General features: G+C 65.8%; 22 protein-coding genes and 1 pseudogene. 15 read left to right on the plus strand and 8 right to left on the minus strand.

Annotation, left to right across the window (positions count from 1 at the left end; genetic code table 11):
* The first annotated feature begins 2 nt into the window (after positions 1–2).
* The 7 genes from C438_RS06925 (at position 3) to C438_RS06955 (ending at position 6610) form a co-directional block, all read left to right on the plus strand.
* Complete coding sequence (locus C438_RS06925; RefSeq protein WP_004968622.1) at positions 3–836, plus strand: carbohydrate ABC transporter permease; 834 nt, start codon at positions 3–5, stop codon at positions 834–836.
* An 89-nt stretch (positions 837–925) separates the two neighbouring features.
* On the plus strand, positions 926–2080 hold the full coding sequence (locus C438_RS06930; protein WP_004968623.1) for an ABC transporter ATP-binding protein: 1155 nt from the start codon (positions 926–928) through the stop codon (positions 2078–2080).
* A 92-nt stretch (positions 2081–2172) separates the two neighbouring features.
* Positions 2173–3228 (plus strand): isocitrate/isopropylmalate dehydrogenase family protein, encoded by a 1056-nt coding sequence (locus tag C438_RS06935; protein WP_004968624.1) that lies wholly within the window; start codon positions 2173–2175, stop codon positions 3226–3228.
* A gap of 7 nt (positions 3229–3235) precedes the next feature.
* Positions 3236–4372, plus strand: a complete 1137-nt coding sequence (locus C438_RS06940; RefSeq protein ID WP_004968625.1) for a hypothetical protein — start codon at positions 3236–3238, stop codon at positions 4370–4372.
* Between the two features lie 34 nt (positions 4373–4406).
* Entirely contained in the window at positions 4407–4691 is a 285-nt protein-coding gene (locus C438_RS06945) for a hypothetical protein (protein ID WP_049917846.1), read from the plus strand.
* A 4-nt stretch (positions 4692–4695) separates the two neighbouring features.
* Positions 4696–5769 carry a hypothetical protein gene (locus C438_RS06950; protein ID WP_004968627.1) on the plus strand — a complete coding sequence of 358 codons (1074 nt, stop codon included), beginning with the start codon at positions 4696–4698 and terminating at the stop codon, positions 5767–5769.
* 64 nt (positions 5770–5833) lie between these two features.
* On the plus strand, positions 5834–6610 hold the full coding sequence (locus C438_RS06955; RefSeq protein WP_004968628.1) for an HpcH/HpaI aldolase family protein: 777 nt from the start codon (positions 5834–5836) through the stop codon (positions 6608–6610).
* A gap of 149 nt (positions 6611–6759) precedes the next feature.
* Here C438_RS06955 and C438_RS06960 read toward each other — a convergent pair whose 3' ends face one another.
* On the minus strand, positions 6760–7662 hold the full coding sequence (locus tag C438_RS06960; protein WP_004968629.1) for a dihydrodipicolinate synthase family protein: 903 nt from the start codon (positions 7660–7662) through the stop codon (positions 6760–6762).
* Positions 7663–7754: 92 nt separating this feature from the next.
* Between C438_RS06960 and C438_RS06965 the strand changes: the two genes are divergently transcribed.
* Together C438_RS06965 and C438_RS06970 are read left to right on the plus strand one after the other, a co-directional pair.
* A complete protein-coding gene (locus tag C438_RS06965; RefSeq protein ID WP_004968630.1) occupies positions 7755–8183 on the plus strand; it encodes a universal stress protein in 429 nt (142 codons plus the stop codon).
* A gap of 19 nt (positions 8184–8202) precedes the next feature.
* On the plus strand, positions 8203–9522 hold the full coding sequence (locus tag C438_RS06970) for a hypothetical protein (RefSeq protein WP_004968631.1): 1320 nt from the start codon (positions 8203–8205) through the stop codon (positions 9520–9522).
* 905 nt (positions 9523–10427) lie between these two features.
* On the opposite strand, the gene fdhF is transcribed toward C438_RS06970, so the two are convergent.
* The gene (gene fdhF / locus C438_RS06975) at positions 10428–13754 is read right to left on the minus strand and encodes a formate dehydrogenase subunit alpha (RefSeq protein ID WP_004968632.1); all 3327 of its coding nucleotides are present in this window, start codon (positions 13752–13754) and stop codon (positions 10428–10430) included.
* Positions 13751–15271: an NADH-ubiquinone oxidoreductase-F iron-sulfur binding region domain-containing protein gene (locus C438_RS06980; RefSeq protein WP_049917825.1), complete on the minus strand. Its 1521-nt coding sequence runs from the start codon at positions 15269–15271 to the stop codon at positions 13751–13753. The genes fdhF and C438_RS06980 overlap by 4 nt, the downstream gene beginning before the upstream one ends.
* A gap of 136 nt (positions 15272–15407) precedes the next feature.
* On the opposite strand from C438_RS06980, the gene C438_RS06985 reads away from it, so the two are divergent.
* Positions 15408–15683: a hypothetical protein gene (locus C438_RS06985; RefSeq protein WP_004968634.1), complete on the plus strand. Its 276-nt coding sequence runs from the start codon at positions 15408–15410 to the stop codon at positions 15681–15683.
* Between the two features lie 107 nt (positions 15684–15790).
* Here C438_RS06985 and C438_RS06990 read toward each other — a convergent pair whose 3' ends face one another.
* A complete protein-coding gene (locus C438_RS06990) occupies positions 15791–16171 on the minus strand; it encodes a Rid family detoxifying hydrolase (RefSeq protein ID WP_004968635.1) in 381 nt (126 codons plus the stop codon).
* Positions 16172–16444: 273 nt separating this feature from the next.
* Between C438_RS06990 and C438_RS06995 the strand changes: the two genes are divergently transcribed.
* Together C438_RS06995 and C438_RS19655 are read left to right on the plus strand one after the other, a co-directional pair.
* Entirely contained in the window at positions 16445–17602 is a 1158-nt protein-coding gene (locus tag C438_RS06995) for a glutathione-independent formaldehyde dehydrogenase (protein ID WP_004968636.1), read from the plus strand.
* Between the two features lie 69 nt (positions 17603–17671).
* Positions 17672–17833 (plus strand): hypothetical protein, encoded by a 162-nt coding sequence (locus C438_RS19655; RefSeq protein WP_167321095.1) that lies wholly within the window; start codon positions 17672–17674, stop codon positions 17831–17833.
* On the opposite strand, the gene C438_RS07000 is transcribed toward C438_RS19655, so the two are convergent.
* Complete coding sequence (locus C438_RS07000) at positions 17834–18967, minus strand: CobW family GTP-binding protein (protein WP_049917826.1); 1134 nt, start codon at positions 18965–18967, stop codon at positions 17834–17836.
* A gap of 229 nt (positions 18968–19196) precedes the next feature.
* Here C438_RS07000 and C438_RS07005 point away from each other — a divergent pair, with 229 nt between their 5' ends.
* Together C438_RS07005 and yqeC are read left to right on the plus strand one after the other, a co-directional pair.
* The gene (locus tag C438_RS07005) at positions 19197–20951 is read left to right on the plus strand and encodes an aldehyde ferredoxin oxidoreductase family protein (protein WP_004968639.1); all 1755 of its coding nucleotides are present in this window, start codon (positions 19197–19199) and stop codon (positions 20949–20951) included.
* Between the two features lie 51 nt (positions 20952–21002).
* A complete protein-coding gene (gene yqeC, locus C438_RS07010) occupies positions 21003–21734 on the plus strand; it encodes a selenium cofactor biosynthesis protein YqeC (protein ID WP_004968640.1) in 732 nt (243 codons plus the stop codon).
* On the opposite strand, the gene C438_RS07015 is transcribed toward yqeC, so the two are convergent.
* Complete coding sequence (locus C438_RS07015) at positions 21731–22342, minus strand: molybdenum cofactor guanylyltransferase (protein ID WP_004968641.1); 612 nt, start codon at positions 22340–22342, stop codon at positions 21731–21733. The two genes, yqeC and C438_RS07015, sit on opposite strands and share 4 nt — an antisense overlap.
* Positions 22343–23257: 915 nt before the next feature.
* Positions 23258–23503, minus strand: coding sequence for a hypothetical protein (locus tag C438_RS07020; protein ID WP_004968642.1), 246 nt, complete (start codon positions 23501–23503; stop codon positions 23258–23260).
* 754 nt (positions 23504–24257) lie between these two features.
* On the opposite strand from C438_RS07020, the gene C438_RS07025 reads away from it, so the two are divergent.
* The gene (locus tag C438_RS07025) at positions 24258–25598 is read left to right on the plus strand and encodes an AI-2E family transporter (protein WP_004968643.1); all 1341 of its coding nucleotides are present in this window, start codon (positions 24258–24260) and stop codon (positions 25596–25598) included.
* Between the two features lie 32 nt (positions 25599–25630).
* On the opposite strand, the pseudogene C438_RS20170 reads toward C438_RS07025, so the two are convergent.
* Positions 25631–25849: pseudogene (locus C438_RS20170) on the minus strand (2-phosphosulfolactate phosphatase); the annotation flags it as partial.
* Positions 25850–26378: the final 529 nt, after the last annotated feature.

The raw sequence follows: 26378 nt of genomic DNA on the forward strand, positions 1-26378 counted from the left end.
CCATGATTAACGAAACTCGCCGCAGTCGATACCTGCTGTACGCCGCTCTCGGAGTCTTCGCGCTCTTCGCGTTGACGCCGTACTTCTGGGTCGTCCGAACGTCGCTTTTGACGAACTTCGCCGCGATTAACCCCGAGACGGGCTACCTCCCGGCGCTGGACGCCCTGACGCTCACAGCGTACACCGACATCTGGAACCAGTTCGACTTCGTGACGTTCTTCCAGAACAGCGTCATCGTGTCGGTATCGGCGACGCTCATCTCGTTGGTGTTCTCGATTCCGGGCGCCTACGCGTTCGCACGGCTGGACTTCCCCGGGCGGAAGCTCCTGTTCTACACCGCCGTGTTCACGATTATGTTCCCCTGGATCGTCATCACCATCCCGGTGTACGAGGTGTTCTACGTCTTCGGACTGATAAACACCCTGCCGGGCATCATCATCGCGCTGTCTATCTTCGTCCTGCCGCAGACCATCTGGCTGTTACAGGGCTTTTTCAGACAGGGCATCCCGGAGAACATCGAGGAGGCGGCGCTCATCGACGGGCACACGGAAATCGGTGCGTTCCTCCGCATCGTCCTCCCGCTTTCGGCACCCGCGGTGGGCGCGGCCGCCCTCTTTTCGTTCCTCACGGCGTGGAACAACTTCCTGTGGGTGTTCGTCCTCACGAGCGACGAAGACGTCCGAACCGCAACCGTGGCGATTCACTTCATCCTCGGGAGCGACGTGCTCCGCGAGTGGAACATCCTCATGGCGGCCGTGGTGCTACTGGTCGCACCGCCGGTCGTCTTCTACGGCCTCTCACAGCGGTACGTCGGAGAAGGCCTCGGAGGTGCCTGAAGCGGCGGGGTTCAGTGGCGGCCACCGTCCGCCACTTCGGGGACACGCATAAATAACAGACCGACAAACCAATCACACAGTACGTTACCATGGCACGCGTTGAATTTGACAACATTACGAAAGTATTCGAAGACACGTCCGGCCCAATCATCGCCGTCGAGGAGCTGTCGCTCGACATCCCCGACGGCGAGTTCGTCGTCTTCGTCGGCCCGTCGGGGTGCGGGAAGTCGACGACGTTGCGAATGCTCGCCGGACTCGAATCGATTACCGACGGGGAGCTTCGCCTCAACGGCGAACCGGTAAACAACGTCTCACCCCGCGACCGCGACATCGCGATGGTGTTCCAGTCGTACGCGCTGTACCCCCACAAGACCGTTCGCGGCAACATGGGGTACGGCCTCAGCCTGAGCACCGACCTCAACGACGAGGAGGTCGACCGGCGAGTCGTCGAGGCCGCGGAGATGATGGGTATCGAGGACCTGCTGGACAAAAAGCCCGGTAGCCTCTCGGGCGGCCAGCAACAGCGCGTCGCGACCGGTCGCGCTATCGTCCGCGAACCGGCGGTGTTCCTGTTCGACGAACCCCTCTCCAACCTCGACGCCCAACTCCGCAAACACATGCGGACGGAGCTGTCGCGCATCCACTCCGAACTCGGCATCACGACGATATACGTCACCCACGACCAGGAAGAGGCGATGACGATGGCCGACCGAATCGTCATCCTCAACGACGGACAGCTTCAGCAGGTCGGCTCGCCGAAGGAGGTGTACTACCGCCCGGCGAACACGTTCGTCGCCGACTTCATCGGGAGTCCGAGCATGAACTTCTTCGACGTCGACCTCGAAGTCGCAAGCGACGGGACCGGAACGCTCGTCGGCAACGGGTTCACCTACAGCGTCTCGGATTCGCTCGTCGACCTCGTCGGCGGCGAGGGCGAATACATCCTCAGCGTCCGACCGGAGAACCTCAACGTCGACCCGTCGGCCCCCGACGAACGGTCCTTCGAGGCGACCGTCGACGTCGTCGAGGTCATCGGCTCTGACAACTTCATCTACCTCGACGTCGCGGGCAAAGAGTGTCGCCTCCGCGCCCCGTCCGAAGTCGAACCCGAAGAGGGCGACGTCATCACGGTGAGCTTCGACGAAGCCGACCTCCACCTGTTCGACCGCAACACCGAAGAAGCGCTGATCCACGGGCACGAACGAGCGGAATCGTCGCCGAAGATGATCGAATCGGAAGCCTAACGGACCGCGACCACCCGCCTCACGCCGGAGCGACGCCGTCGGATTTCCCTCCGCGGGGGAACGCTTTTGCTCTCACTCGGCGACGTTCGTGTGTGACATACTCCATCTCGATTCTTCCGGGGGACGGTATCGGCGTCGAAGTCATCGATGCGACGCGGCCGCTCCTCGACGACGCCGCACACGCGGGCGGGTTCGAACTCGAAACGACGCGATACGACTGGGGGAGCGAACGCTACCTCGAAGCGGGGTCGATGATGCCGGACGACGCCATCGAGACGCTCGAACCGTACGACGCGATTCTCCTCGGTGCCGTCGGACACCCGGACATCCCGGACCACGTGACGCTCCGCGGGATGATGCTCCCGATTAGAAAGGCGTTCGACCAGCAGGTCTGCAAGCGCCCCTCGGTGCTCTTCGACGGCGTCGAGAGCCCGCTCCGCGGATACGACGGGGGCGATATCGACTTCGTCGTCTACCGGGAGAACACCGAAGGCGAGTACGCCGATGCGGGTGGTCACGAACATCGGGGCTACCCGCACGAAGTCGCGGTGCAGACGGCCGTCTACACCCGCCAAGGGACCGAGACAATCGTCCGTGCGGCGTTCGAGGCGGCCCGGTCGCGCGAGGGCCGGCTGACGAACGTGACGAAGTCGAACGCACAGGCACACGGGATGGTGTTCTGGGACGAAGTCGTCGAGGAGGTCTCGGCCGACTATCCCGACGTGACCGTCGAACGCCTGCTCGTCGACGCGGCGTCGATGGACCTCGTCCGTCGACCGGACGAGTTCGACGTGCTCGTGGCGTCGAATCTCTTCGGCGACATACTCACCGACATCGGCGCTATCGTCAGCGGGAGCATGGGGATGGCCCCCTCGGCGAACATCAACGTCGAGGGTCACTCCCCGTCGATGTTCGAGCCGGTCCACGGGAGCGCCCCGGACATCGCGGGGCGGGGAATCGCCAACCCACTCGCGACTGTCCTCTCGGTTTCGATGCTCTTCGACCACCTCGGCGAGAGCGAGGTCGCCCGTGACATCTGGCGCGCGGTCGAGTCGCAACTCGCCGACGCCGACGCACCGCGAACCCCCGACCTCGGTGGGTCAGCCACCACCGAAGCGGTCGTCGAAGACATCAGAGCGCGCCTCTAATCGTCCGATGCGCCGCCTCACCGGGAACCGCGATGGCGACGCGCGTCGGTTCTCGGCGCGACTGCGCCGTCTCGACGCGGAGACGTTCGCCCGACTCGTGTCTGACCTCTGGGTCGAACGCGGTCGGTCCGTGACGCGGGAGGGGACCACCGTCGCTGTCGACGACGGGCGCACCACGCGTCGCCTCGTGGTGTGTCACCGCCCTCCGCCGACGGTCGCCGGCGATGTCGTCGTCACGTCCCGACTGTCCGACGACCCGGGCGTCGTCGACGCGGCCGAGTTACTCGATATCGTTCGGTACGCGGTCGACAGAGAGCGGTCGGCCGAGATACTCGTGAGCTATCTCGACCCCTCGGCGGACCGGTTTTGCTCGCCGCGATTCGGCCCCGACGACGACGCGCGCGGCGTCGACTGGCGGGCGACGCCAACGGGTGGCACCGTCGTCGCTGTCGTGGTGGTACTGCTCTTTGCGGGCCTCGGCGTGGTCCTCGCCCACGGCGGGTTGCCATCGGTCGCGGATGTCCCCGCCACTGCGACGGCCGACCAGCGCGAGGCGGAAGCCGCGACGACGGCGCGACCGCAGTCCGAGAGCGTCGTTCGAGCGGGTGCGAACGGTACCGAAACCGCGTTTTCCGACGCCGAGACGGTCTCGTACTCGGCCTTCGGATGTCCCTCTCCACCGAGAAACGTTCACCCGTCGGCACTCGCCCCGGCCGTCGTGCCGGGAGCGAGCGCCGGCGGACTCGACGGGTGGCAACGGACTTCGGCGGCGTCCGACCCGACCGCCGAGATGGACCGGCCTCCCGCCCCGACTGCGCGGCACGCGGCGATGTACGTGCCACCGTCCGGCCACAGGCTGACACTCGGAATCAGCCTGTGGCCGTCTCGGCAAGCCGCGCAGTCGGTCGCATCGACGTTTGCACCGCGCGACGAGACGGTCGCACGGTGGGGTCAGTACACGCTCATCGTCAGTGGGACCACGCCGGACGGCGACCCCCTCGCGAGAGACCGGACGACCGTCTGGTCTCGACCGCTCCTCTCGGAGGTGCGGTCCCCGTCGGGGAGTCGGCTCGGGTACCGGTGTGTCGACGCGTTGCTCGACGAGGCCACCCGTCGACGGCCGCGACCCCCGACCACCCCATGAAAGGTTTATGGTCGAAGAAACGAGACGAACGAACATGACACACGGACCGGACGCGGTTCACGCTCTCGTCGAGGAGTCGGGCTGGGAGTACCCCGTCTCAGTTCGCCGGATGGAGCGCGAGCACGCGTTGGCGAACGTGCAGGTGGACGCGGACGGGAACTCCATCATGCTCGCAGAGCTACTCGGAGACGCCGAGGTGGACCGATTCGAGAGTTACGAGGACCTCGTCACCAAACTCGGACCGGTGTTCGAAGCCGAGAGTAAGCGGCGGAAAGTCGGGCTCTTCGGTCGCCTCAAACAGACGTTCCTCGGGGGGTGACGAGATGAACAAACTCCGCGGGTTCGTCGTCGGTGGCTGTCTGACGCTCTCTGTCGCGCTCGCCTTCGTTGGCCTCCACTACGGCCTCGGCCCCGCTTCGAGAGACGGGTACGTCACGGCGCTCGTCGCCGTCGCCCTCCTCCCGACGATTCCGCTGGTAGCCGCACACGCGAAGTTCGCGCTCCGACGGCTCGCCGAGTACCGACGAAACGGCTCAGGACTCAGTTTCGAGCGCGACTCCATCTTCGTCTCGGCCGATACGGTGGGCGACGCCGAGCGGGCACTCAGCGACATCGAAGCGGCCGTCGAGGCGGCGGACGAGTACGACGAGTGTCGCCGCGACAGATTCGGTGAGGGGCGCGGCCTCAACGTTCGCCACACCGGGTTCCACAACTCGTTCGTTCGCGTCGCCAGCGACGGCCGCCTCGTCGTGACGGGGGCGTCGCAGAACACGCACTCGCTGGCGTCGCTCGTCGAGCGCGTCGCGTCGCTGACGATGGAACGAACCCGCAGTCACCCCTTCTTCGCCCGCAAGCCAGTTCGAGGCGCGCCGCGGGCGTTCCTTGGGCTCGCGCTCGTCGTGGTGTTCGTCTTCGGTGCCGGCGGCGTCGTGGGTGCGGCCTATCCGGCCGACGCGTACAGCGCACCCGAACGGGTCGTCCTCGTCGGCTACGACACGCGCGCGGTGGCAACCCCCGGATACGACGCGACCGACGCCACGCTCGACAAGGCCGCGTTCCTCGTCGACTCACTCGGCGAAGAGGCGGTCGAAATCGGTTGGGACCGCGACGACGCGGACAAGCTCACCACCCACGGGCGACAGGCGGTCTTCCTCTCCGAGACGGTATCGACACAGCTCGGCGCGGTCCGGGAAGACGCGTCGGCGACGGGCGAGCGCGAACGCGTCGCCGCACTCGAAGCCGACCTGCACGCCGCGGAGTGTCGGGTCGCCGCGCGGATAACCAGCCGCGTCGAATCGGGGAACGTCGCGGGAGACGCGAGCGCCCTCGTCAGTGCGGGCGAGTCGCTCCGCGCGAGCGCGGCAGACGCCGGCTACGCCTGTGCGACTGAGGCGTGAGGCGACCGCTTGCCCCCCCCGAGTATTGCGAAGCTATACCTACTCGAAATCCGAGAGTGCTCACATGGTCGAACACGATGGGCTGAAACGCGCCGGCCAGTCGCCGGACCAGTTGGTTGGAACGTGGGCCGTGATTCCCCACCCAAGCACCGCGGAGCTACTCGCCGGCGTCGGATACGACTTCGTCGTCTTGGACGCGGAACACACGCCGATGTCGTACGAGACGATGGAGAACATGGTCCGCGCGGTCGACGCGGCACCGGGTGAGACGGAAACTCTCGTCCGGGTGCCGGACGACGACCCCGCGACGCTGAAACGGACGCTCGACCTCGACCCGACCGGGGTGCTCGTTCCCATGGTCGAGACGGCGGAACAGGCCGCGGCCGTCGTCGACGCCAGTCGCTATCCGCCGGCGGGAACGCGAGGGCTCGGCCTCGGCCGCGCGACGGGGTACGGACGCGCGCTCGGCGAGCACGTCGAGTCCGCCGAGGAGACCGTCGTGAGGTACGTTCAACTGGAGTCCGAGCGCGCGGTCGCGAACGCCGAAGCCATCGCGGCGGTCGAGGGAATCGACGGCGTGTTCATCGGACCGGTCGACCTCTCGATGTCGATGGACCGCTTCGGAGAGTGGGACGACGGAGACTTCCTCGAAGCGGTCGACCGCGTTGTCGAGGCCGCGTCCGACGCAGAGGTGGCGGTCGGAACTCTCGCGACCGACGCCGCCGAGCGGGAGACCCGACTCGACTGGGGTGTCGACTACCTGGTCGCCGGCGTCGACGCGCTCCACCTCTCCGACGGTGCCGTCGAGGCTTTGGACCACAGTACCACTCTGAGCGAGTGACACTGCGACGGCGCGCCCGCCGTTCGGTCGCCCCGACACTCTCCCCTCGGTCTGCGACGCTGTCGCGTAGCTCCTCGGACGGATTTCGCATCGCCTCCGAGTCGCTGTCGAGCCCACGGTGACCGGAGAATGTGAGGGTGCGAACGCCGTCAGCGATACGCGGCGACGGTCGTCTCGACGAGCGACGAAATCTCGTCGCGGGCGGTCCCGTCGAGGGCGACGAGCGGGGGTCTGACCTCGGCCGTTTCGAGGACGCCGCGGGCGCGGAGGGCCGCCTTCGTCGCCGGCGCGAAGCCGTGTTCGACGCACTGTTGGAACAGCGGCGCGATGTGTCGCTCGTGGATTCGTCGCGCCTCGGCGACGTCGCCGCGGTCGGCCGCGGTCGCGGCGGCGACGAACGCTTCGGGGACGACGTTCGAGAGCGCGTTGACGCCCCCGGTCGCGCCCAGCACGAGCCCCGGGACGAGGTGGCTGTCGAACCCCTCGAACAGTTGGAACGCGTCTGGAGTCCGTCGAAGGAGCTCCGAGAAGTAGTTCAAATCGCCGCTCGAATCCTTCAGACCGCGGATAGCGCCGTGCTCGGCGAGGTCGACGACGGCGTCCGCGCCGAGCGACCGGCCGACACAGGCGGGGATGTTGTAGAGGTACAGCGGGAGTGCGCTCTCGTCGGCGACCGACTCGACGAACGCGACGTCACCGGAGGGGTCGTTCGACCCGTGGAAATACGGGAGCGTGATGAGCGCGGCGTCTGCGCCGACCTCGGCCGCGGCGTCGATTCGGTCGACGGTCGCCGCGACGCTCGTCGCCGCGGTGCCCGCCATCACAGGCCTGCCGGCGGCCCGTTCGACCGTGGTTTCGAGGACCGCCCGGAACTCGGCGTCGTCGAGACTCGCGAACTCGCCTGTCGTCCCGCACGGGACGAGTCCGTCGACGCCGCCATCGACGACGTGGTCGACGAGCGCTCCGAGCGCTTCGTGGTCGACCGTACCCCCGTCGAACGGCGTGACGAGCGGGCAGTGTACACCATCGAACCGTCGTGCTCCGTCTGTCATCGTCTCGTACTCCCGCCGGTGGCAGTTATATGTTCTCACGACTCGGCGCGAGGCGTCAAGATTTATGTACATATGAGAAGACATGGCACACGATGACGATACTGGCAGCAGTCGATGGCGAGCAGAAACCGGACCGCGTCGTGACGATTGGCGAAGACCTCGCGAACGCGTACGACGACCAACTCGTCGTCGTCAACGTCCTCAACCAGAAAGAGTTCGAAGAGCGAGACGACGTCCACCAAGCGGGGTATACGGTCGAGGACGGCCAGAAAGACGCCGAATCGGTGGCTCGGTCCGTGGTCAAAGCGACGACTGACCGACCGGGACACGTCGAGACGCGCGGCCTCGTCGGTGAAGTCGTCGACGAACTGCTGGGCGAGACGGAGCGGCTAGACGCGTCGTATCTCGTCATCGGCGGGAGAAAGCGAACGGCGGTGGGGAAGGCGCTGTTCGGCAGTACGACCCAGTCGGTCCTCCTGAGCGCGGACGTCCCCGTCGTCGCGGTCATGGACGAAAAGTGAACACGGGACTCAGGCACAGATGGTGACACTCGACCTCCCCAGCCGAGAGCGACTCGAAGCGGTGAACGACGCCACGCTCGACGACCTTCCAGCCTTCGCGACCGTCCGCTCGGTTTCGGACCCACCGGAGGTAGACGACGTCCGAGCGAGCGCCGTCGAGGCAGTCGACGACATACCGGCGTTCGAGACGCTTCCATCGGGGTCGTCGGTGGCGATTACGGCGGGAAGTCGCGGGATTCACGACATGTCGGCCGTCCTCGCGGCGGTGGTCGAGGAACTCCAAACCCGGGACCTCGACCCGTTTATCATGCCCGCGATGGGGAGCCACGGCGGCGCGACCGCGGACGGTCAGGTTCAGACGCTGGCCTCGCTCGGCGTCACCGAGGCGTCGATGGGCTGTGAGGTCCGCTCGTCGATGGCCGTCGAGCGAGTCGCCGAAGACCCGAACGGCGAGCCGATATACGCGGCGAAAGACGCGCTCGAAGCCGACGCCATCCTCCTCGCGAACCGCGTGAAACTCCACACCGACTACCGCGGTCCAATCGAATCCGGGCTCTGTAAGATGGCCGTCGTCGGGCTCGGGAAGCACCGCGGTGCCGAGAACATGCACAACGCCGCAATCGCTCGCGGCTTCGACGAGGTCATCCCCGAACGCGCGCGGATACTGCTCGACGAGACCGATATCGTCGGCGGCATCGCCGTCGTCGAAAACGACCACGAGCGCGCCGCCTTCATCGAAGGCGTCCCCGCAGAGGAACTCCCAGAACGCGAGACGGAACTGCTCGAACGGTCGAAAGAGCTGTTCCCTTCGCTCCCCGTCGACCAGTTGGACTTCCTGATGGTCGACGAACTGGGGAAGAACATCAGCGGGACGGGGATGGACACGAACGTCGTCGGCCGGGTCTGGTTCCACAACCAGCCCGAAGTGAACTCGCCGGAGATAACGCGAATCTACGTTCGGTCGGTCACACCGGAGTCACACGGTAACGCAATCGGCATCGGCCTCGCCGACTACGTCAACCAATCCCTCGTCGAAACGATCAATTTCGAGGACATGTACGTCAACATCACCACGAGCGGCGAGCCCGAGCGCTCGAAGATTCCGTTCGTCGTCCCCTGCGACGCGACGGCCCTTATCCTCGCGGCATCGATGACCGGCGTTCCCGACCTGAGTGAGATGCGCATCGGCCGCATCACAAACACCCTCGAACCCGGGACGATGCTGGCTTCTGAGCCCGTCCTCGAAGAACTATCGGGACGAGACGACGTCGAGATTGGCGACCGTCGACGCCTCGAATTCGACGCCGACGGCACGCTCGTCTCGGCTATCGAAGAGTAGTCACGACGCGCGTCGGTCCGGGCGAACGGCACTCCGGCCACGAGTCGCGTCGACGCGGCACGTTCCGCGACAGGCCACGGGCCGGATAAACTCGATTTCGCTCGTCGTCGGCAGTCAACCCGACTCGATTGTTAGTCTTAACTGTCGAGCGAGTACGTCCGACGCTTCGAGTCACTCGCGACACATAACAAAATGAATAGATGTACTTATCTCTGTCATACCTTAATTAGCACAAAGCAGTTGTGTTCGTCCATCGAGCGGGTATCCCGTTCGGTAAGTGCATTCGAATAGCTTCTACTACACAATACTCCCCCGGCCATTTGGGTGCGACAACCCGCGGATTTCGGACTCATTCGACTTTTCTTGGGTGTCCGAAACCCGTTGTCGATGGTGATTCACCCCGTATGAGAACCACGTATTCATCCGATTCACGGTCTGTACTTCTCCCGTTTCGAACACCCCCTGCGGTGAACCGAGCGACGAGGACAGTTCTGGAGGCCCCGGACCGTGTGGTGGCAAGGGGTGCAGTCATCTGAATTGTCTTGCGCTATTCTCTCAAAGCGGAGGTCGACAGCTTGGACGGCAGGCACGTCGACCTCGACACCACCCGGGGTCGAAGCTAGCAGTCTGTTGCACGGAGATAATCGATACACACAGGGGCTGGACGGGCGATGAGCGACGCTGAGAGTCGAGAACCTCCGATTCGACTTCTCCATCGTGACCTGTCCATCAAATACGTGTGTTGACACAACTTCGAACGGGTAATGAGAAGCACCTGACTCGGCAGTCGAGGACAACCGTACGCGCCGTGCTCTCGTGAAGAACGAGTCGTCGTTCGCGGAGTCGGTCGCACCCGTTCACGCACCGATTTGAAGACGCACCAAGCGGCGAAACGCTCGCGGCAATCAGTCGTCGCCGCGTGGGGCGCTCCCAGCGCCCGCGTCCGGAGTCCGAAGCACGTCCGGGTCGGCGTCCGGTCCGAGCGGTTCGACGCGCACGCTCGACACTTTGTACTCCGGAATGCCGGCCTGCGGGTCGAAGGTCTCCTGCGTGAGTTTGTTGACCGCGCCGGCCGCGAAGTGCATCGGGATGAACAGCGTTCCATCGCCGACGCGGTCGGTCACGGTCGCCTTGACGACGATGTCGCCGCGGCGGGACTCAACCCTGACGTACTCGCCGTCCGAAACGCCGAGTTCCGCGGCCGTCGTCGGACTGACCTCGATGAAGCTCTCGCCGACGTGGCTCATGAGGCCCTCGACGCGTCGGGTTATCTGTCCGGTGTGCCAGTGGTAGAGGACCCGCCCGGACGTGAGCGTGAGGGGGTACTCCTCGTCTGGCAGTTCGCCGGGGTGGCCGCCGTCCGCCGGCACGAACCGGGCCAGCCCGTCGTCGAAGTTGAAGTTCCCCTCCTCGTAGTCGTAGAGGTACGGCGTCCCGGGGTGGTCTTCGTCCCAGCACGGCCACTGGAGTCCGTGCTCGTCGCCCGATTCGAGACGGTCGTAGCTGACGCCGCCGTAGATGGGGACCAGTTCGCTAATCTCGTCCATCACTTCCCGCGGGTGGTCGTAGCCCCAGTCGTAACCGAGTCTGGCCGCCAGTTCCTGGGTTATATCCCAGTCTTGACGCGCCTTTCCGGGCGGTTTCGCGGACGCTCGAACCCGCTGGACGCGACGCTCGGTGTTGGTGAACGTGCCGTGTTTCTCGGGCGAGGTCGCCGCCGGCAACACCACGTCGGCGTGCTCTGCGGTCTCGGTCATGAAGATGTCCTGTACGACGAGGAAGTCCAAGCTGTCGAGCGCCTCGCCGGCGTGCTGGATATCGGGTTCCGAGAGCGCGGGGTTCTCCCCGACGATGTACATCCCGCGGAGGTTGCCCTCGTGGGCCTCGGAGAGCATCTCCGGCACCTTGAGGCCGGGTTCTGTCGGCGGGCGCTCGCCCCACGCCTCGGCGAACTTCTCGCCGACCTCGTCGTCGGCCGGGTCCTGATACCCGGGCAGGCTCCCGGGCAGGGTTCCCATGTCGCCGCCGCCGCCCTGCACGTTGTTCTGGCCGCGGAAGGGCGACAGCCCGGCACCCGGTTTCCCGACCTGCCCGAGCGTGAGCGCGAGGTCGGCCATCGCCAGCAGGTTCTCCGTGCCGTGACTGGACTGGGTCATGCCCATCGCCCAGCCGAAGACGACGTTCTCGGCGTCGGCGAGCGTCTCGGCGGCCGACCTCAGTTCGTCGGGCGAGACGCCGGCCAGTTCCTCGACTTTCTCGGGAGTGAACGCCTGAACTTTCCGTTTGACCTCCTCGAACCCTTTCGTATGCCGTTCGATGAACGCCTCGTCGTGCAGGTCGTGCTCGACGAGGTAGCGGATGAGGCCGTTGAGCCACGCCACGTCGTAGCCGGGCGTCGTTCTCGTGTACTGATCGGCGTGTTCGGCGATGCCGATTTTCCGGGGGTCGAACACCACGAGGTCGGCCCCGTCGCGGACGTTCTGCTTGATGCGAGTCGCCAACACCGGATGCGACTCGGTCGTGTTCGACCCGCTGATGAGGTAGGCGTCGGCCTCGCCGATGTCCTCGTTGATGCGGTTCGTCATCGCGCCGTACCCGAGCGTCTGTTGGAGCGCCGCCACCGTCGACGAGTGACAGAGCCGGGCGCAGTTGTCGATGTTCTTCGTGCCGAGCACCTGCCGCGCGAACTTCTGGACGAGATACGCCTCCTCGTTGCTCCCCTTCGACGACGCGAGGCAACTGACCGCGTCGACGCCGTGTTCGTCCTGAATATCGCGGAGTTCGCCGGCGACGTAGTCGAGCGCCTCGTCCCACGACGCCGTCTCGAACTCGCCGTTCTCGTTTCGAATCAGCGGCCTCGTGAGCCGCTTTTCGCTGTTGGCGAACTCGTGTCCGAACTTCCCCTTCACGCACGTCGAGAAGTTGTTGGCCGGGGCCGTGTTCGGGTCCTCGACGGGCTGGACGCCGAGGGCGTTCCCGTCTTTCCCCCACATCTCGAACCGACAGCCGACCGCGCAGAACCCACAGGTCGTCTCCGCTTTGTCGAGGTTGCCCAGCCGGTAGTCGCTGACGAGCGACGCGACCTGGAACAGCCGACCCTCCGGCAACGTTCGGGCCGCGATGTTCTCGGCGGTGTGTTCGCCCGCGAGCATGGCCTTCCGACCGTACTCCCCGAGGAAGTCGGACGCTCGGCGCTTGCTCTGGGCCATGTATCGGGCGACGCCGCTCCGTCCGTCCTGTCCCGCCTCGGCTTCGACACCGGCGCTCCCCGCGCTCCCGGGGACGGGCGAGCGGTTCGGTGCCGTCGTGTCGTCGAGGGTCTCTACGTCCTCGTGTTCGATGACTCGCCCCACGGAGTTCCGCTGTGTGAATCCCGGGAGCGGGAGGGTCCCCGCGCCACCGATGTCCTTCTCGGTCAGGGCACCGGTCGGACAGACCGTGGCACAGTGCCCGCAGGAGACGCAGTCGGAGTCGGCCATCGTCTCGGCGTCGGACTGGAAGCCGATTCGGGTGTCCTCGCCGGACCCCTCGATACGGAGGACTCCTTCGACCTGCACGTCGTTACAGCCCTCGACGCACCGGTTACAGAGGATACACTTGTTGCGGTCGATCTGGATGAACGAGGAGCTGTCGTCGAGCGGTTCGTACTCGCTACGGTCGTCGAAGACGCCGTAGCGCGGGTGGTCGACCCCCTCGCTGATGGCCGTCTCCTGTAGCTCGCACCGGCCGTTCCCGTTGCAGGTCGTACAGCGCAGGTTGTGGTTGGAGAGGACGAGGTCGAGGTTGACGCTCCGGCACTCCTCTGCGGCCGACGTGTCGGTCTCGACGGTCAGGCCGTCCGTCGCCGGGAACGAACAGGAGGGGACGACCCCGTGTTCGTCCGTCTCGACCATGCAGGTTCGACACTCGCTCCGAGGGCCGATTTCGTCGCTCGCGTCGCCCTCGCGGTCGTAGTAGCAGAGCGCCGGAACGTCGGCGTCCTCGTCGAGACTGTCGGCACCGGGGTCCACGCTCACAACCTCGTCGTCGACGGCTTGCATGGCGTCGATGACGGTCGAACCCGGCGGGACGGTGACCGGAGTCCCGTTGACGGTGACCGTCGTCGGGCGCTCGCCGTCGGTTCCGACGGGCGGGTCGTTCGCGGTCCCGGTCTCGAACTCCGCCGTGACCGGCGTCTCGTGCTGTGGGTCGTCTATCTCCGGAACGCCCGGAAGTGGGTCGTCAGTGCTCATAGTTTGTCAGCGCAGGCGCCGCTCGGACAGCGGCCGTTCGCGTGTGCTTCGAAACTCGATTCGAACTCGTCCATCGCAGTCAGCACCGGGCGCGGGGCACGAGCCCCGATTCGACAGTTGCTCGACCGGGTCATGACCCGACCGAGTTCGCGTATCTTCTCCCGGTCGAGCGAGCCACGGTAGACCGCTCGCACCAGTTCGGTGAGTTGGACGGTTCCCTCCCGTCCCGGCACGCACCGCCCGCTGTTGGCTTCCGACGCAAAGCGCGCTCGCTCTCCGGCAGTGGCGACCGCACACCGCTCGTCGTTCAACAGTTCGACGACGCCTTCGGTTCCGAGGCCGGCCGCGGTCAGTTCAGCTGTGGTCGGCGTCACGTCCAACGTCCGAGTGACCCCGCCGAACACCCCGCCGACGCAGGCCATCTTGAACGAGCCCTCCAGTTCGACGGCGTCCCGAGCCGTCGAGAGGCGGGCGTCAGTGTCCAACTCTATCGTCGCGGGTGCGGCCACGTCGCCGGTGACAGTCAGCAGTCGCGTCGTCGAGGCGGAGCCGTCTGCGTCGGACTCCGTCGTGTCCGAGAGCGCGAGATGTACCCGGGCGAACGTCCGCGGCGTGTGGATAACCGTCGGGCGACCGTAGAGTCCGTACTCGGCCGGCGACGGTGGCTGGAGACGCGGCTCGATTCTGTCCGCGCCCTCGATGGCTTCCAGCGCCGCCGTCGGCGCGCCGGCGCGGTACTCGTCCGGGCCTGCGACGACCACCGGAGCGACCGGGAGTTCGTCCGCGGCGGCGTCAATGGCCTGCTGGAGACGCGCTCGAAGTTCGGTGTCGGTCTCGGCGACGTGGATGACCGCATCGGTCGTGTCGAGGTACTCGGCGACGGCCGCCACCCCGTCGAGCACCGACATCGGCGACCCGGCGAGGAGCGTTCGGTCCGCCCGCTGGCGGTCGTCCGCGTCGTTCGCGTTCACGACGACGACTGGGTCGCCGTCGATCTCTCGCGCGCGTCGCCAGGCATCTGCGACCGGTTCGTCGACGCTGGCGTCGCCCCTGCCTCGACCGACGAGGCCGGCGTCCGCGATAGCGCCCGCGTCTCTGTCGAGCGAGCGAAACTGACACGCCGCCGGGTCCAGCGGGTCGACCCACCCGCAGGGACCGAGGGCGCGTCGCTGACCCACTGCGAGCGGTCCACCCGACGGGACCGGTAAGGTCGTCGTCTCGGCGTCGTGGTCGACGACCGCCGCGGCACCGTCCGTCGGTAACGCTCCCGCTTCCACGTCGGCGACGATATCTCGGACCCTCGATGTCTCCGGGGCCGGGAAGAACGCGGTCCGCCCCGACTCGGTCGCGAGAACCAACGGGTCGTACTCGCTGATTCCGGTGGGTCCCGTTCGGAGGACCGGAACGGAGTCGGCGGCGGCGCGTGCGGTGCTCAAGACGCGCTCGCCGTGCTCCGTTCGTCCGGCTCCCGAGACCCGGACTATCGGCGACCGGACCTCGTCTCCTGTGCGATTCATTCTCACTGCTGAAGAGACACGGCGGGGTTAAAAAAATCACCCCACCCACTCGCGTCGGAGTGGGTGAAAAGTGACCGTTTCCGACCGGACAGCGAGCGGAGCAAAGAGCTAAGGCGGCGACGCGTCGTCTACCGTGATGATGACGAACCCACGGTTCGACGACGTTCGAGCAAAGGCGGCCGACGCGACTCGCGAAGACGACGTCCAGTCCGTGTACACCGGACTCGTCCACGACGACGGTCGGCACGAGTACTACTTCGCCAACGACACCGAAGAGGCGTCGGAGTTGCGCGAGACGGCGGCCGTCCAACTCGGGATGCTGGTTCGGGTTCTCGCAGACCGCTCCGATAGCGACGTCGACGAAATCACCGACCTCGCGGCGGAGCGAGCCGAGAACATGCGGTTGAAGTAGTCGCACGTGCCGACACCGGGCGCTCGGACACGCGTTCTCGTCGGTGAGTGCCGTCAAAAACCCTCACGCGGGTCGGGCGCAGTTGCGTCCGCTCGAAACCGCCGACCCTACTTGGTCACCGCGACCGCTTCGATTTCTATGGCGGCGCCTTTCGGCACGTTTCCGACCTCGACCGCGCTACGCGCCGGCGGCTCCTCGTCGAAGAACTCGCTGTACGCCTCGTTGAACTCCTCGAAATCGTCGATGTCGTCGAGGAAGACGGTCGTTTTGAGCACGTCGTCGAGGGAGCCGCCTTCCGAGACGAGAATCGCTTCCACGTTTTCGAGACACTGCGTCGTCTGGTCGCCGACCGGGGCGTCGTCGAGTAGCTCCCCGTCGGGCGTGAGCGGCAGTTGGCCCGCGGTGAGGATGAGGTCGCCGTTCGTCGTCGCCTGACTGTACGCGCCAACGGCCGCCGGTGCGTCCGAAGTACTAATGGTGCGCTTCATGGCCGGCAGTTTTGAACGGCCCGTATTAAATCCACGTCCGGGACGAGACGCATCGCACGATGTGTGAGAACCCAGTCAGTTTGTGGTTATCTCTCGGCTTGTACGCTTCACTTACTCGCCCCTCGAACACAGATCACAATCGAACTGACAATTTGAAAACGGAACACTGGGACTACTTAAACCAACGACGTATCAGAATCCGCGAAACGCGCTCGCACCGGAGCTATATATGCCATCCGTTCGCAGAGAGCGAGCGGAGTCAGAACGATGTCAATGAACGCAGTCGTCTACAAAGGCGAACGAGAGGTCGCGGTCGAAGCAGTCGAAGAGCCCCAGATTCAACACCCGAACGACGTCGTCATCGACATCACGACGACCTGCATCTGCGGGTCCGACCTACACATGTACGAGGGTCGGACGGCCGCGGAACCCGGAATCGTGTTCGGCCACGAGAACATGGGTATCGTCGAGGAAGCCGGCGAGGCCGTCAGCGGCCTCGAAGTCGGCGACCGCGTCGTCGCCCCGTTCAACGTCGCCTGCGGCTTCTGTGAGAACTGTGAGAACGGCTACACCGGGTTCTGTACGAACGTCAATCCGGGGTTCGCCGGGGGAGCGTACGGATACGTCGCCATGGGCCCCTATCAGGGAGGGCAGGCCGAGAAGCTCCGCATTCCGTACGCCGATTTCAACGCGCTCAAGCTCCCGGACGGGCGGGAGCACGAGGACTCGTTCGCGCTCCTCGCGGACATCTTCCCGACGGGGTGGCACGGTACGGAGCTCGCCAACCTCGAAGCGGGCGATTCTGTGGCGATTTACGGTGCCGGTCCGGTCGGCCTGATGGCCGCCTACAGCGCCAAACTCAAGGGTGCGGCCGAGATTTACGTCGTCGACCGCGTGCCCAGTCGCCTCGCGCTCGCCGAGGAACACTGTGACGCCACGCCCATCAACTTCGAGGAGGGCGACCCCGTCGAACAGATTAAGGAGCTTCACGGCGGCGGTGTCGACAAGGGCGTCGACGCGGTGGGCTATCAGGCCATCGACCCGGACAAGGAAGCCGACAGCGCGTACGACCCCGCCCGCGAGAACCCGGCCGTCGTCATCAACAACCTCATTCGGACGGTCCGGCCGACCGGAGAACTCGGGATTCCCGGTCTCTACGTCCCCGACGACCCCGGCGCTCCCGACGAGATGGCCGCGCAGGGCCGCCTCGGCATCGACTTCGGCCTGCTCTTCGAGAAAGGGCAGGCACTCGGCACCGGCCAGTGTAACGTCAAGGAGTACAACAGACAGATCCGCGACATGATAATCGAGGGCCGCGCCGACCCGAGCTGGGTCGTCTCCCACCGCGTCGACCTCGAAGACGCGCCCGAGATGTACGAGAAGTTCGACAACCGCGAGGAGGGCGTCACGAAGGTCCTGCTGGAACCCTAACGGTAACCGTCGCTTCCCGCTCTGATTTTCACCGATACGCCTTTGACGGTCACCCCGCTATTCCGGTCTATGTGCCAGTACTGTAGCTACCGGTACCACGATGGCTGGACCCAGCTGTTGGAGTACGACGAGACGTACCAGACGGCAGTCGGCGGTGAGTCGGAGTCGACCTACGGCTTCCACGAGTCGTGGGACGAACTCCGAGACGAAGTCGACTTCGACGCGACCTAATCAAGGGGATTCACGGGGAAACGGGTCGTCGGGATACGCCGCCGCCCGCTCGTCCGTCGTCGCCAGACAGTCGTCGAGTTCTCCGCACAGTGCCGCCTCGTCGAGGTCGCGGCCGATGAACACGAGTCGCGTCGCGGGGTCGTCGTCTTCCCACCGACCGATGGGGCCGGCCTGTACCGACGGTCCCGCCTGACTCACGCCGAGAACCGCCTCGGGACGACTCGCGACCCACGCGAACCCCTTCGCGCGGACGACGTTCCCCCGCCAGTCGTCGAGCCACGCGTCGAGTCGGTTCGGGTGGAACGGGCGGTCTCGACGGTAGACGAAGGACTCGACACCGTGAGCCGTCGCGGCCGAGACGCCCCCGTCGTGTGCATGCTCGTTTCCGTGGTCGTGGCCGTGGCCGTGGTTCGCCTCGGCTCCGTCGCTCGTGAGCGCCCGTTTCCAGCCTTGGTGGCGTTTCGCCGCCTCGAAATCGAAGCGCCCCGTATCGAGAACCCGCGTCGGGTCGACTTCGCTGTACGTCGTCCGGTGGAGGCTCGCGCGCGGCTGGAGTTCCCGAATCTCGGCTTCGACGGCGTCCAGCGCATCGCCGGGAACCATGTCGCACTTGTTCAGCAACAGCACGTCACAGAACTCGACCTGCTCGACGAGCACGTCCGTCAGCGGTCGTTCCGGGTCGGGGGCGGCGTCCGGAAGCGATTCCGCCGGGTCGAACGCCTTCCAAAACCCGTAGGCGTCGATGACCGAGACCGTGGTGTCCAACCGGAGTCGTTCCGGCAGATTACCCTCGTTCGACTCCCCCGTCAGCGTGCGTGCAATCGGGAGCGGTTCGCTGATGCCAGAGGCTTCGACGAGAAGATAGTCGAACGAACGGGTCTCCGCCAGCCGCGTCACCTCGGTCACGAGGTCGTCCTGTAGCCGACAGCAGATACAGCCGTTCGAGAGGTCGATTACCCCGTCGTCCGACTCGGAGGCGACTAACTCCGCGTCGACGTTCAGTTCGCCCATGTCGTTGACGACGACGGCTATCTCCCTCCCGCCGGGGTCGTCCAGGAGTCGATTGACCAACGTCGTTTTACCCGCGCCGAGTGGACCGCTAACGACCGTAATCGGTATTTCGGCTGTGGACATATCGATAGTGTGTGACGCCTCGCGGGGGGCTGTAATCAATGCTGGGCCACCCCGCGCAAACTGGGTGTCGAACCCTCACGCCGCGGCCCTCGGTTCGAAAACACGTCATTTTCCATTACTGATAGGTCGAGCTTCGCGGCGGTTCGCGCCGGTCGCGCTCGCGAACTCGCCCGTTCGGGCGAAACGATTGGCATCATCTTTTTGGTCGCCGGTACTGACGAACGACCAGATGGCACCCTCCGTCCCCGAACGACTCCTCGCGGTCGACCTGTCTTCCGGCTCGGTCGAGAGTCGGCCGATTCCGGCCGAGTGGCGACGGCGATACGTCGGCGGGAAAGGGCTGGGTGCCCGCTATCTCTACGACGAACTCGACGCCGGCGTCGACCCGCTCGGCGAGGAGAACGCGATGCTGTTCATGCTCGGCCCGCTTTCGGGGTATCTCCCGGAGGAATCGAGATACGCCGCCATCACGAAATCCCCGCTGACGGGGTGTTTCCTCGACTCGTATGCGGGCGGCGAGTTTCCCGATTCGCTGGCCGGTGCGCTCGGGTCGCACATGGGCCTGCTCGTGACGGGCGTCGCGTCCGAGCCCGTCCACCTCGTCATCGAAGACGGGGACGCGACGATTACGCCGTCCGAGACGTGGGGGGCCGACACGGTCGAAACGGCGGGAGCGTTCCCCGACGCGTCGGTCGCGTGTATCGGCCCCGCGGGCGAACGGCAGGTCGCCTACGCCACTATCGCCTCCGACGCCGGCGAGCACCACGCGGGTCGAGGTGGTGCGGGAGCGGTCATGGGTTCGAAGCGGCTGAAGGCAATCGTCGCGCGGGGAGACCCTCCGGACGGGTTGGACGACCTGCGGGAGGCCTACGCCGAAAAGTACCGAGAGACAGCCACGGGGCGGTGGCTCCGGACCAGTGGAACCGTCGAAACCATCGATTTCGCGAACGAAATCGGTGCGCTCTCGACGCGAGGCTGGAGTGACGGACAGTTCGAAGCGGCGGACGAGTTAGGCATCACGACAGTCGAAAACCGGGCGGTCGGCCGCGAACACGATGACACGACAGAACCGGGTGGGTTTCGCGTGGCGACTGACGACGGAGACCACGTCCCACGCGGCGCGACCGCGATGACGCTCGGAGCCGGCCTCGACATCCACGACTTCGACGCCGTCGCCGAACTGGGACAGACCTGCGACCGGCTCGGAATGGACCTCATCAGCGCCGGTAATGCGGTCGCGTGGACGGTCAAGGCCAACGCCGTCGGCGTCCTCGACCGCCCACTGTCGTTCGGCGACGCCGACGGGGCACGGGCCCTCTTAGGAGAGATTGCGGAGCGCGAGTCAGCCCTCGGCGACGCGCTCGCGGACGGGGTCGAGGCGGCGGCGACGCGGTTCGGCGGACGGGACCTCGTTCCCACGGTGAAGTCGATGGAGCTACCGGCCTACGACCCGCGCGGCGCGCAGAGTATGGCACTCGCCTACGCGACCAGCGACCGGGGTGCGTGCCACCGACGGGCGCGACCCATCGAACGCGAGGCGTTCGACGGGGGCTGGGGAGCCGACCGGACCGCGGCGGAGGTCATCCGCGAACAGGACCGGCGGTCGGTGCTCTGGAGCCTCGTCGCCGACGACTTTTTCGGCGACGCGCTCGACGACCTCGGGCGAGCGTGGCTCGAATCGGTCGGCCTCGACCCCGCAGGAGGACTCGCGACAGTCGGCGAGCGGATTTGGAACCTGACGCGGCTGTTCAACGTCCGCGAAGGCATCTCGCGCGAGGACGATTCGCTCCCGGCCGCGCTCCGAGAGCCGCTCGAGACGGGGCCGCGCGCTGGTGCCGCCGTCGACCGCGACGGCTTCGACTCGATGCTCGACGCGTACTACCGCCGCCGCGGCTGGAACGAAAACGGCGTGCCGACGACCCGGACTATCGACCGTCTCGACCTTACTGAACTCACCGATGACTTCGACACCCTCGATGATTGAACACCGCACGAACGCCTGGACGACGAACCGCGCACACCCCGTGGAACGAACATGACGCTCGCCGATGCCCTCTGCGCTCGAAGCGGCGTGGTCTGCGTCGTCGGCGCGGGAGGCAAAAAGTCCACGCTGTACGCGCTGGCGCGGCGACTCGACCGCGCCGTCGTGACGGCGACGGTCCGCATTCCCATCTTCGACCAGCACGTCGCCGACGTGGTCGTAACCGACGCTCCGGTCGCCGCGCTCGAACGGGCGACCGACTGGCCGGTGGGCGTCGTCCCCGACCGCGACCGCGACGACCGCTACCGGGGGTACGACCCCGACGTGGTCGACGCCATCGGGGATTCGGACGTTGCCGACGCCGTGTTAGTGAAGGCCGACGGCGCGCGGATGCGCGAGTTCAAGGCCCCGGGCGACCGCGAACCACAGCTCCCGGCGACCGCCGACACCGTCCTCCCCATCGCTAGCGTCCACGCGGTCGGCGAGCCGCTCACTGACGACGCCGTCCACCGGCCGGAACGAGTCGCCGACCTCACCGGCCTCGACCTCGGCGACACGATTCGCCCGTCCGACATTGCGACCGTGCTCACGAGCGAGCGCGGCGGCCTCGCGGACGTCCCCGACGGCGCGACAGCGGTCCCCGTGCTGAACAAGGTCGACGACTCCGCGCTCGAAGCGGTCGCGCGCGAAATCGCTTCGGAGGTTCTCGCTCGGTCCGACGTTCCGCGCGTCGCCCTGACGCGGTTGACGGCTTCAGAGCCCGTCGTGGCCGTCGTGGAGCGCTAGCCCAACTGCTCCGCCGCGCGGGCGAACTCTTCGGGGGTGTTGATGTTCTCGAAGGTGTCGAGACTCGCGTACTCGCGCACCTCGTCTTCATCGACGACGACGTAGTCGAGCGTGAACAGCGGGTCGATGATTTTGTGGCTTCCCTCGGCCAGCGCGGCCTCGCAAGCGTCGGCCATCGCCGAGGCCCGGTACACCGCGTGGGTCGGTTGGAACCAGCCGTCACCGACCCGCGGCACGGCGGCGTCGCGGCCGCCCGCCCGCTCGAACAGTCGGTCGACGAGCGCGGGGTCGAGAAAGGGCATGTCGCAGGCGGCGACGAACGCGTACTCCGTCTCCGCGGCCCGCAGGCCCGTCATGATTCCAGCCATCGGCCCCTCGTCGCGGTCCGTGTCTTCCGCAATCGTCATCGGGCGGTCGTAGCCGTCGAGCGCGGCCCGGAGTGCATCCGTCTGTTCCGGTCGGCAGTTGACGACGAGGGCGTCGATGACGCCGGACATCCGATCGGCGACGCGGCGAACGAGAGGAGTCCCCGCCAGCGAGGCGACCGCCTTGTCCTCCTCGCCGAACCGCGTCGAGTATCCCCCGGCGATGATGACACCAGTTCGCATACTGGACGTGTTCACCTTCGTCGTGGAAAGCAGTTGTGCTCCGAACCACCCGCCAATCGACGGGCGACTACGCCGTCGGTGCCGACGCGTCCGGGCGAGCGCGTCTCCACAAGAACGGCGAGGGGTTCTGATACTCCGAGTATAGGGCGTGAGAGGGCGAAAGCGAGTCGCAATTATGACACAGCTAGCCGTGTTATGACATTCTGACACTCCGTAGCGGTAACGCAGTAATCGGATATGAAGGGATTGAACTACAGGGTAACGGGAACGATGGGAACATCGCCGTCCCCCGGGGGGATGTACTCCGACCACGAGTGCCTGGGTACGTCTCGATATCTCAGCACTACCCAATCGTACTAAGAAGATATTCAATCGGACGTTGAACGCAATAGTATTGTTCATATCACGTATTATTCTCGGCAGGGTACCCTCGAGATTCCACCCGCGAATCCGCGAACCGGTCGACTCGAAGTACACGACTGTTCGAATGCACGCCGGCGATGTTCAGTCGCGTTAATCGGGAACGGCGCAGAGTGAATCGCGAAACCGAAGTCTAATCGAGACTGAAAGGTGCGGAACGTCTCCACCGCAGAGTCCTGTTTTTCATTCACTCAGAAGCGTAACACAATCGCCGGTTCGGGCCCGCAGTGCGCGAACACCGCGACATCGGTAATCACGAGTGCCACAGTTAATCGTGTATTATATGTTCAATATTACTTAGTGTCTATGGTCGGGTTTGAGATGACTCCGTCGGTGACGGTCCCGGCGTGTTAGACGGACTTCAGTTATCGGAATCACCCGGGACGTGTGCTCGGCGTCGGGGGACGAGCGACGCGAGGGCGGCGGGAGATACCGCGACGCAGTGGACGCTCCTGGGCCGCCGCACTGAGGTGTGTCTCGGTGGGCGTCGTCGTCTCAGTCGTTGGCGGACTCCGCGCTCTGAACCGGTCGGCTCTGTTCCCGCGCAGTTCGCTTGCCGAGTTCGCCGCCCGCGACCATCAGCGCCGCGAGCATCACGAGCGCCCCGACGAGGAGGGTGGTCAGCACGTCGGGGTCTTGGAAGTTCTGCGCGACGACGACTAACGCGGCGGAGATGTTCCGCTGTGCCGTCCCCAGCGCCAACACCGACAGCGTTGCGAGCGATTCGAGGACGACGGTCACCGTCGGTGGTCCCCCGAGTCACTCCTGTGCCATGATGCGGTCCATCTCGGCCTCGGGGCGAACGAACGCGTCCCCCCTGACGTCGACGGTCACCCGGGCGATGTCGCCGGGTTCGCTCACGTCACACACGCTTCGCGGTCGAGGGCGTCGTCCTCCTGTACTTCGCGTGGTCGCTCCGGAGCGAGCGCGGGTGGGTCTGGTCCGCGGCGAGCGGTGCAGTCTCGCTGGTCCTCGCCGGACTCCTCTTCGTCGGGTTCCCCGCGACCGCCGCGTGGGCGCTCGGACTGCTGTTCGGCGTCAACCTCCTCGTGACCGGTCTGTCTATGGTCGTCGTCGGGAACGGTGCCAAACGGCCGGTGTCGCGTCGTCGCCGTCGGTGACGCGCCCCGATACGGGTGTCTGAACCCGCCCGCGGCGCTCGATTTGTTTGTCTCTCCACCTTCCGCGCTCTCTCGTCAGTTGGCGCTGTCCGCCGCGACTCCCTCCGGTCGTTTCCGAAGCGGTGCGGTCCGGTGTCACGGAATAAATGTACTCGAAAGCGCACTTTCAATTACATGCTTATTTCTGTAACGGGTGACGTTCCGAACAACCGTGAGCGGCCGCGTGCGGGCTGATACGGCGCGTCCTCGCCGCCCCGACCCACACCGCCCCGCCTCGAACCAACGACACTCGATTCATCGCCGCGGAAAGAGCTATCTGTCGAACTCGCGTCGTATGACGTGTACTCCGCGGGTACGCGCCCGACCACCCACTCATGCCAGACGAACCCACCAGCGACTCGGCGGCGTCGGTACCGACGGACGGCTCACCGCTGGAGCGACTCGCGGCGACGCTCCGGTCGCTCTCGCTCGAACGGGCGCGCGTGGCTCTCTGGCTCGTCGCCTTCGCCCTCATCGTACAGCTCCTGTATCTCGGCTGGCGGTTCGTCGGAACCGTCGTCATCGGCCTGTTCGTGTACTACGTCACGCGTCCGATGTTCAGACGCATCAACAGCCGCATCGAGTCGCGGACCGTCGCCGTCGCCGTGACGTTGGTGACGGTGGCGCTCCCACTACTGTTCGTGGTCGGCTGGGCGTTTGCGATTCTGGTGGGGTCGCTGAACGAACTGCTCGAATCGGACGCCTTCGGCGACCTCGAGGTGTTCCTCCAGCCCTACTTCGACTTCACCGCGCTCGTCGCCGAGGCGGGGCGGTTCGTCGACGAGGTTCTCGCGGACCCGAGCCGACTCGCGGACCTCCAGCTCGGACCGGCTCTCGGTGAGGTAGTCGGCTCCGCGCTCTCTTGGCTTGGAGTGGCGTTCAACGCCGGCATTCACGGCTTCATCGTCCTCATCTTCGTCTTCTATCTCCTGCGGGACGACTATCGCCTCGCCCGCTGGGCGCGCGCCAACTTCATCGAAGACGGCGGGGTGCTGGACGCGTACTTCACGGCGGTCGACAGCGACCTCCACAACGTCTACTTCGGCAACATCCTGAACGCGCTGTTGACCGGGGTCCTCGCGGCGGTGGTGTACACGCTTCTCAACCTCTTTGCACCCCCCGGCGTCGGGGTTCCCCAGGCGGCCTTCCTCGGTCTGCTCGTCGGTATCGCGAGCCTCGTTCCGGTCATCGGCATCAAACTCGTCACTTGGCCGGTCGCCGCCTACCTCCTCGGGCGCGCGCTCTGGCTGGACCCGGAGGCGCTCTGGTTCCCCGTCGTCTTCCTCCTCGTCTCGTTCGTCGTCGTGGACTACATCCCGGACCAGGTGCTCCGTCCGTACGTCAGCGGGCGGACCCTCCACGTCGGCGCGGTGATGCTCGCGTACACCGTCGGTCCACTGCTTTTCGGCTGGTACGGCATCTTCTTGGCCCCGTTGCTGTTCGTCGTGACGTTCGAGTTCGGACGGATGGTCTTCCCGTGGCTACTCCACCCGGAACGGCCCCTCGTCGCGACACCGGGGCTCTCCGAAGAGCCGCCCGAGGGGGGACCGGAAACGGAAGCGACGACCGAGTCGCTCCTCTCGGACGACCCCGTCGGCGATAGTCTGACAGACGCCGGGGACGACCAACGTCTCCCCGGACCCGCCGAGAGTAGCGGGACGAACAGCGACCAGTAGACGACGTGGCGGTGGTGTCTCGCGACCGCGGTTAGGTTCGAGACGGCGCGACCGCCGTTCGTGGAGGTCACCGCGGTCGGCCGCCCGTCGAGGCCCAGCCGCTGGACGTAGCTCGGCGAGTCGAAGAAGTCGTAGCCGGGGTTCGGCTCGTAGTCGTCGGTCTTGCCGCCGCCGATGAGACACTCGGGGTGGTCCTCCTGATACGCCGGTTCGTCGCCGCGCTCGTCGGTCACGTGGACGTACTCCGCGCCGGCGACGCGACTCTCTCACTTCGGTCGGTCGCACGAGCGAGACTCTGATAGCCGGGGACGCACCGTCCGCGGTCGCATCGACTCCACCTAATAGTCAGAAACGTAATGAGTTTCGTTTCTGAACTAAGATATGATTTTACCCCGTGAATTCCGTCTCGAACGCGGGTGAAGGCGGCGACTCGCCCGACGGCGCTCCGTGTTTTCTGAATCCCCACCAAAACCACGTGTAGCACTGATATCGACGTGTCTGAGTGCTGTGGCTGAACGGGGGGAGCCAGTCTCCGAGCGGAACCCACTCGCGAACGCTCGTATCGCCGTTATTAACGTTCTATGTGGGAATTCTGAGTTCGACGCTCCCGAATGGGGCCGTCTACACCGAGGTCGGGCCTCTCTGCCGACTCCTGCAGTTCGAGACAGTAACTACCAGATTACAAACGTCATTACTGTCTAGATAGTGACTTTCGAACTCGCCCGCGACTACTGCGTCGCTGTCGCCGACAGCGTCTTTGACCGCCGGGCCAACGTCGAT

Origin of the sequence: Haloferax denitrificans ATCC 35960, from assembly GCF_000337795.1 — an archaeon.
In the GTDB taxonomy this organism is placed as follows: domain Archaea; phylum Halobacteriota; class Halobacteria; order Halobacteriales; family Haloferacaceae; genus Haloferax; species Haloferax denitrificans.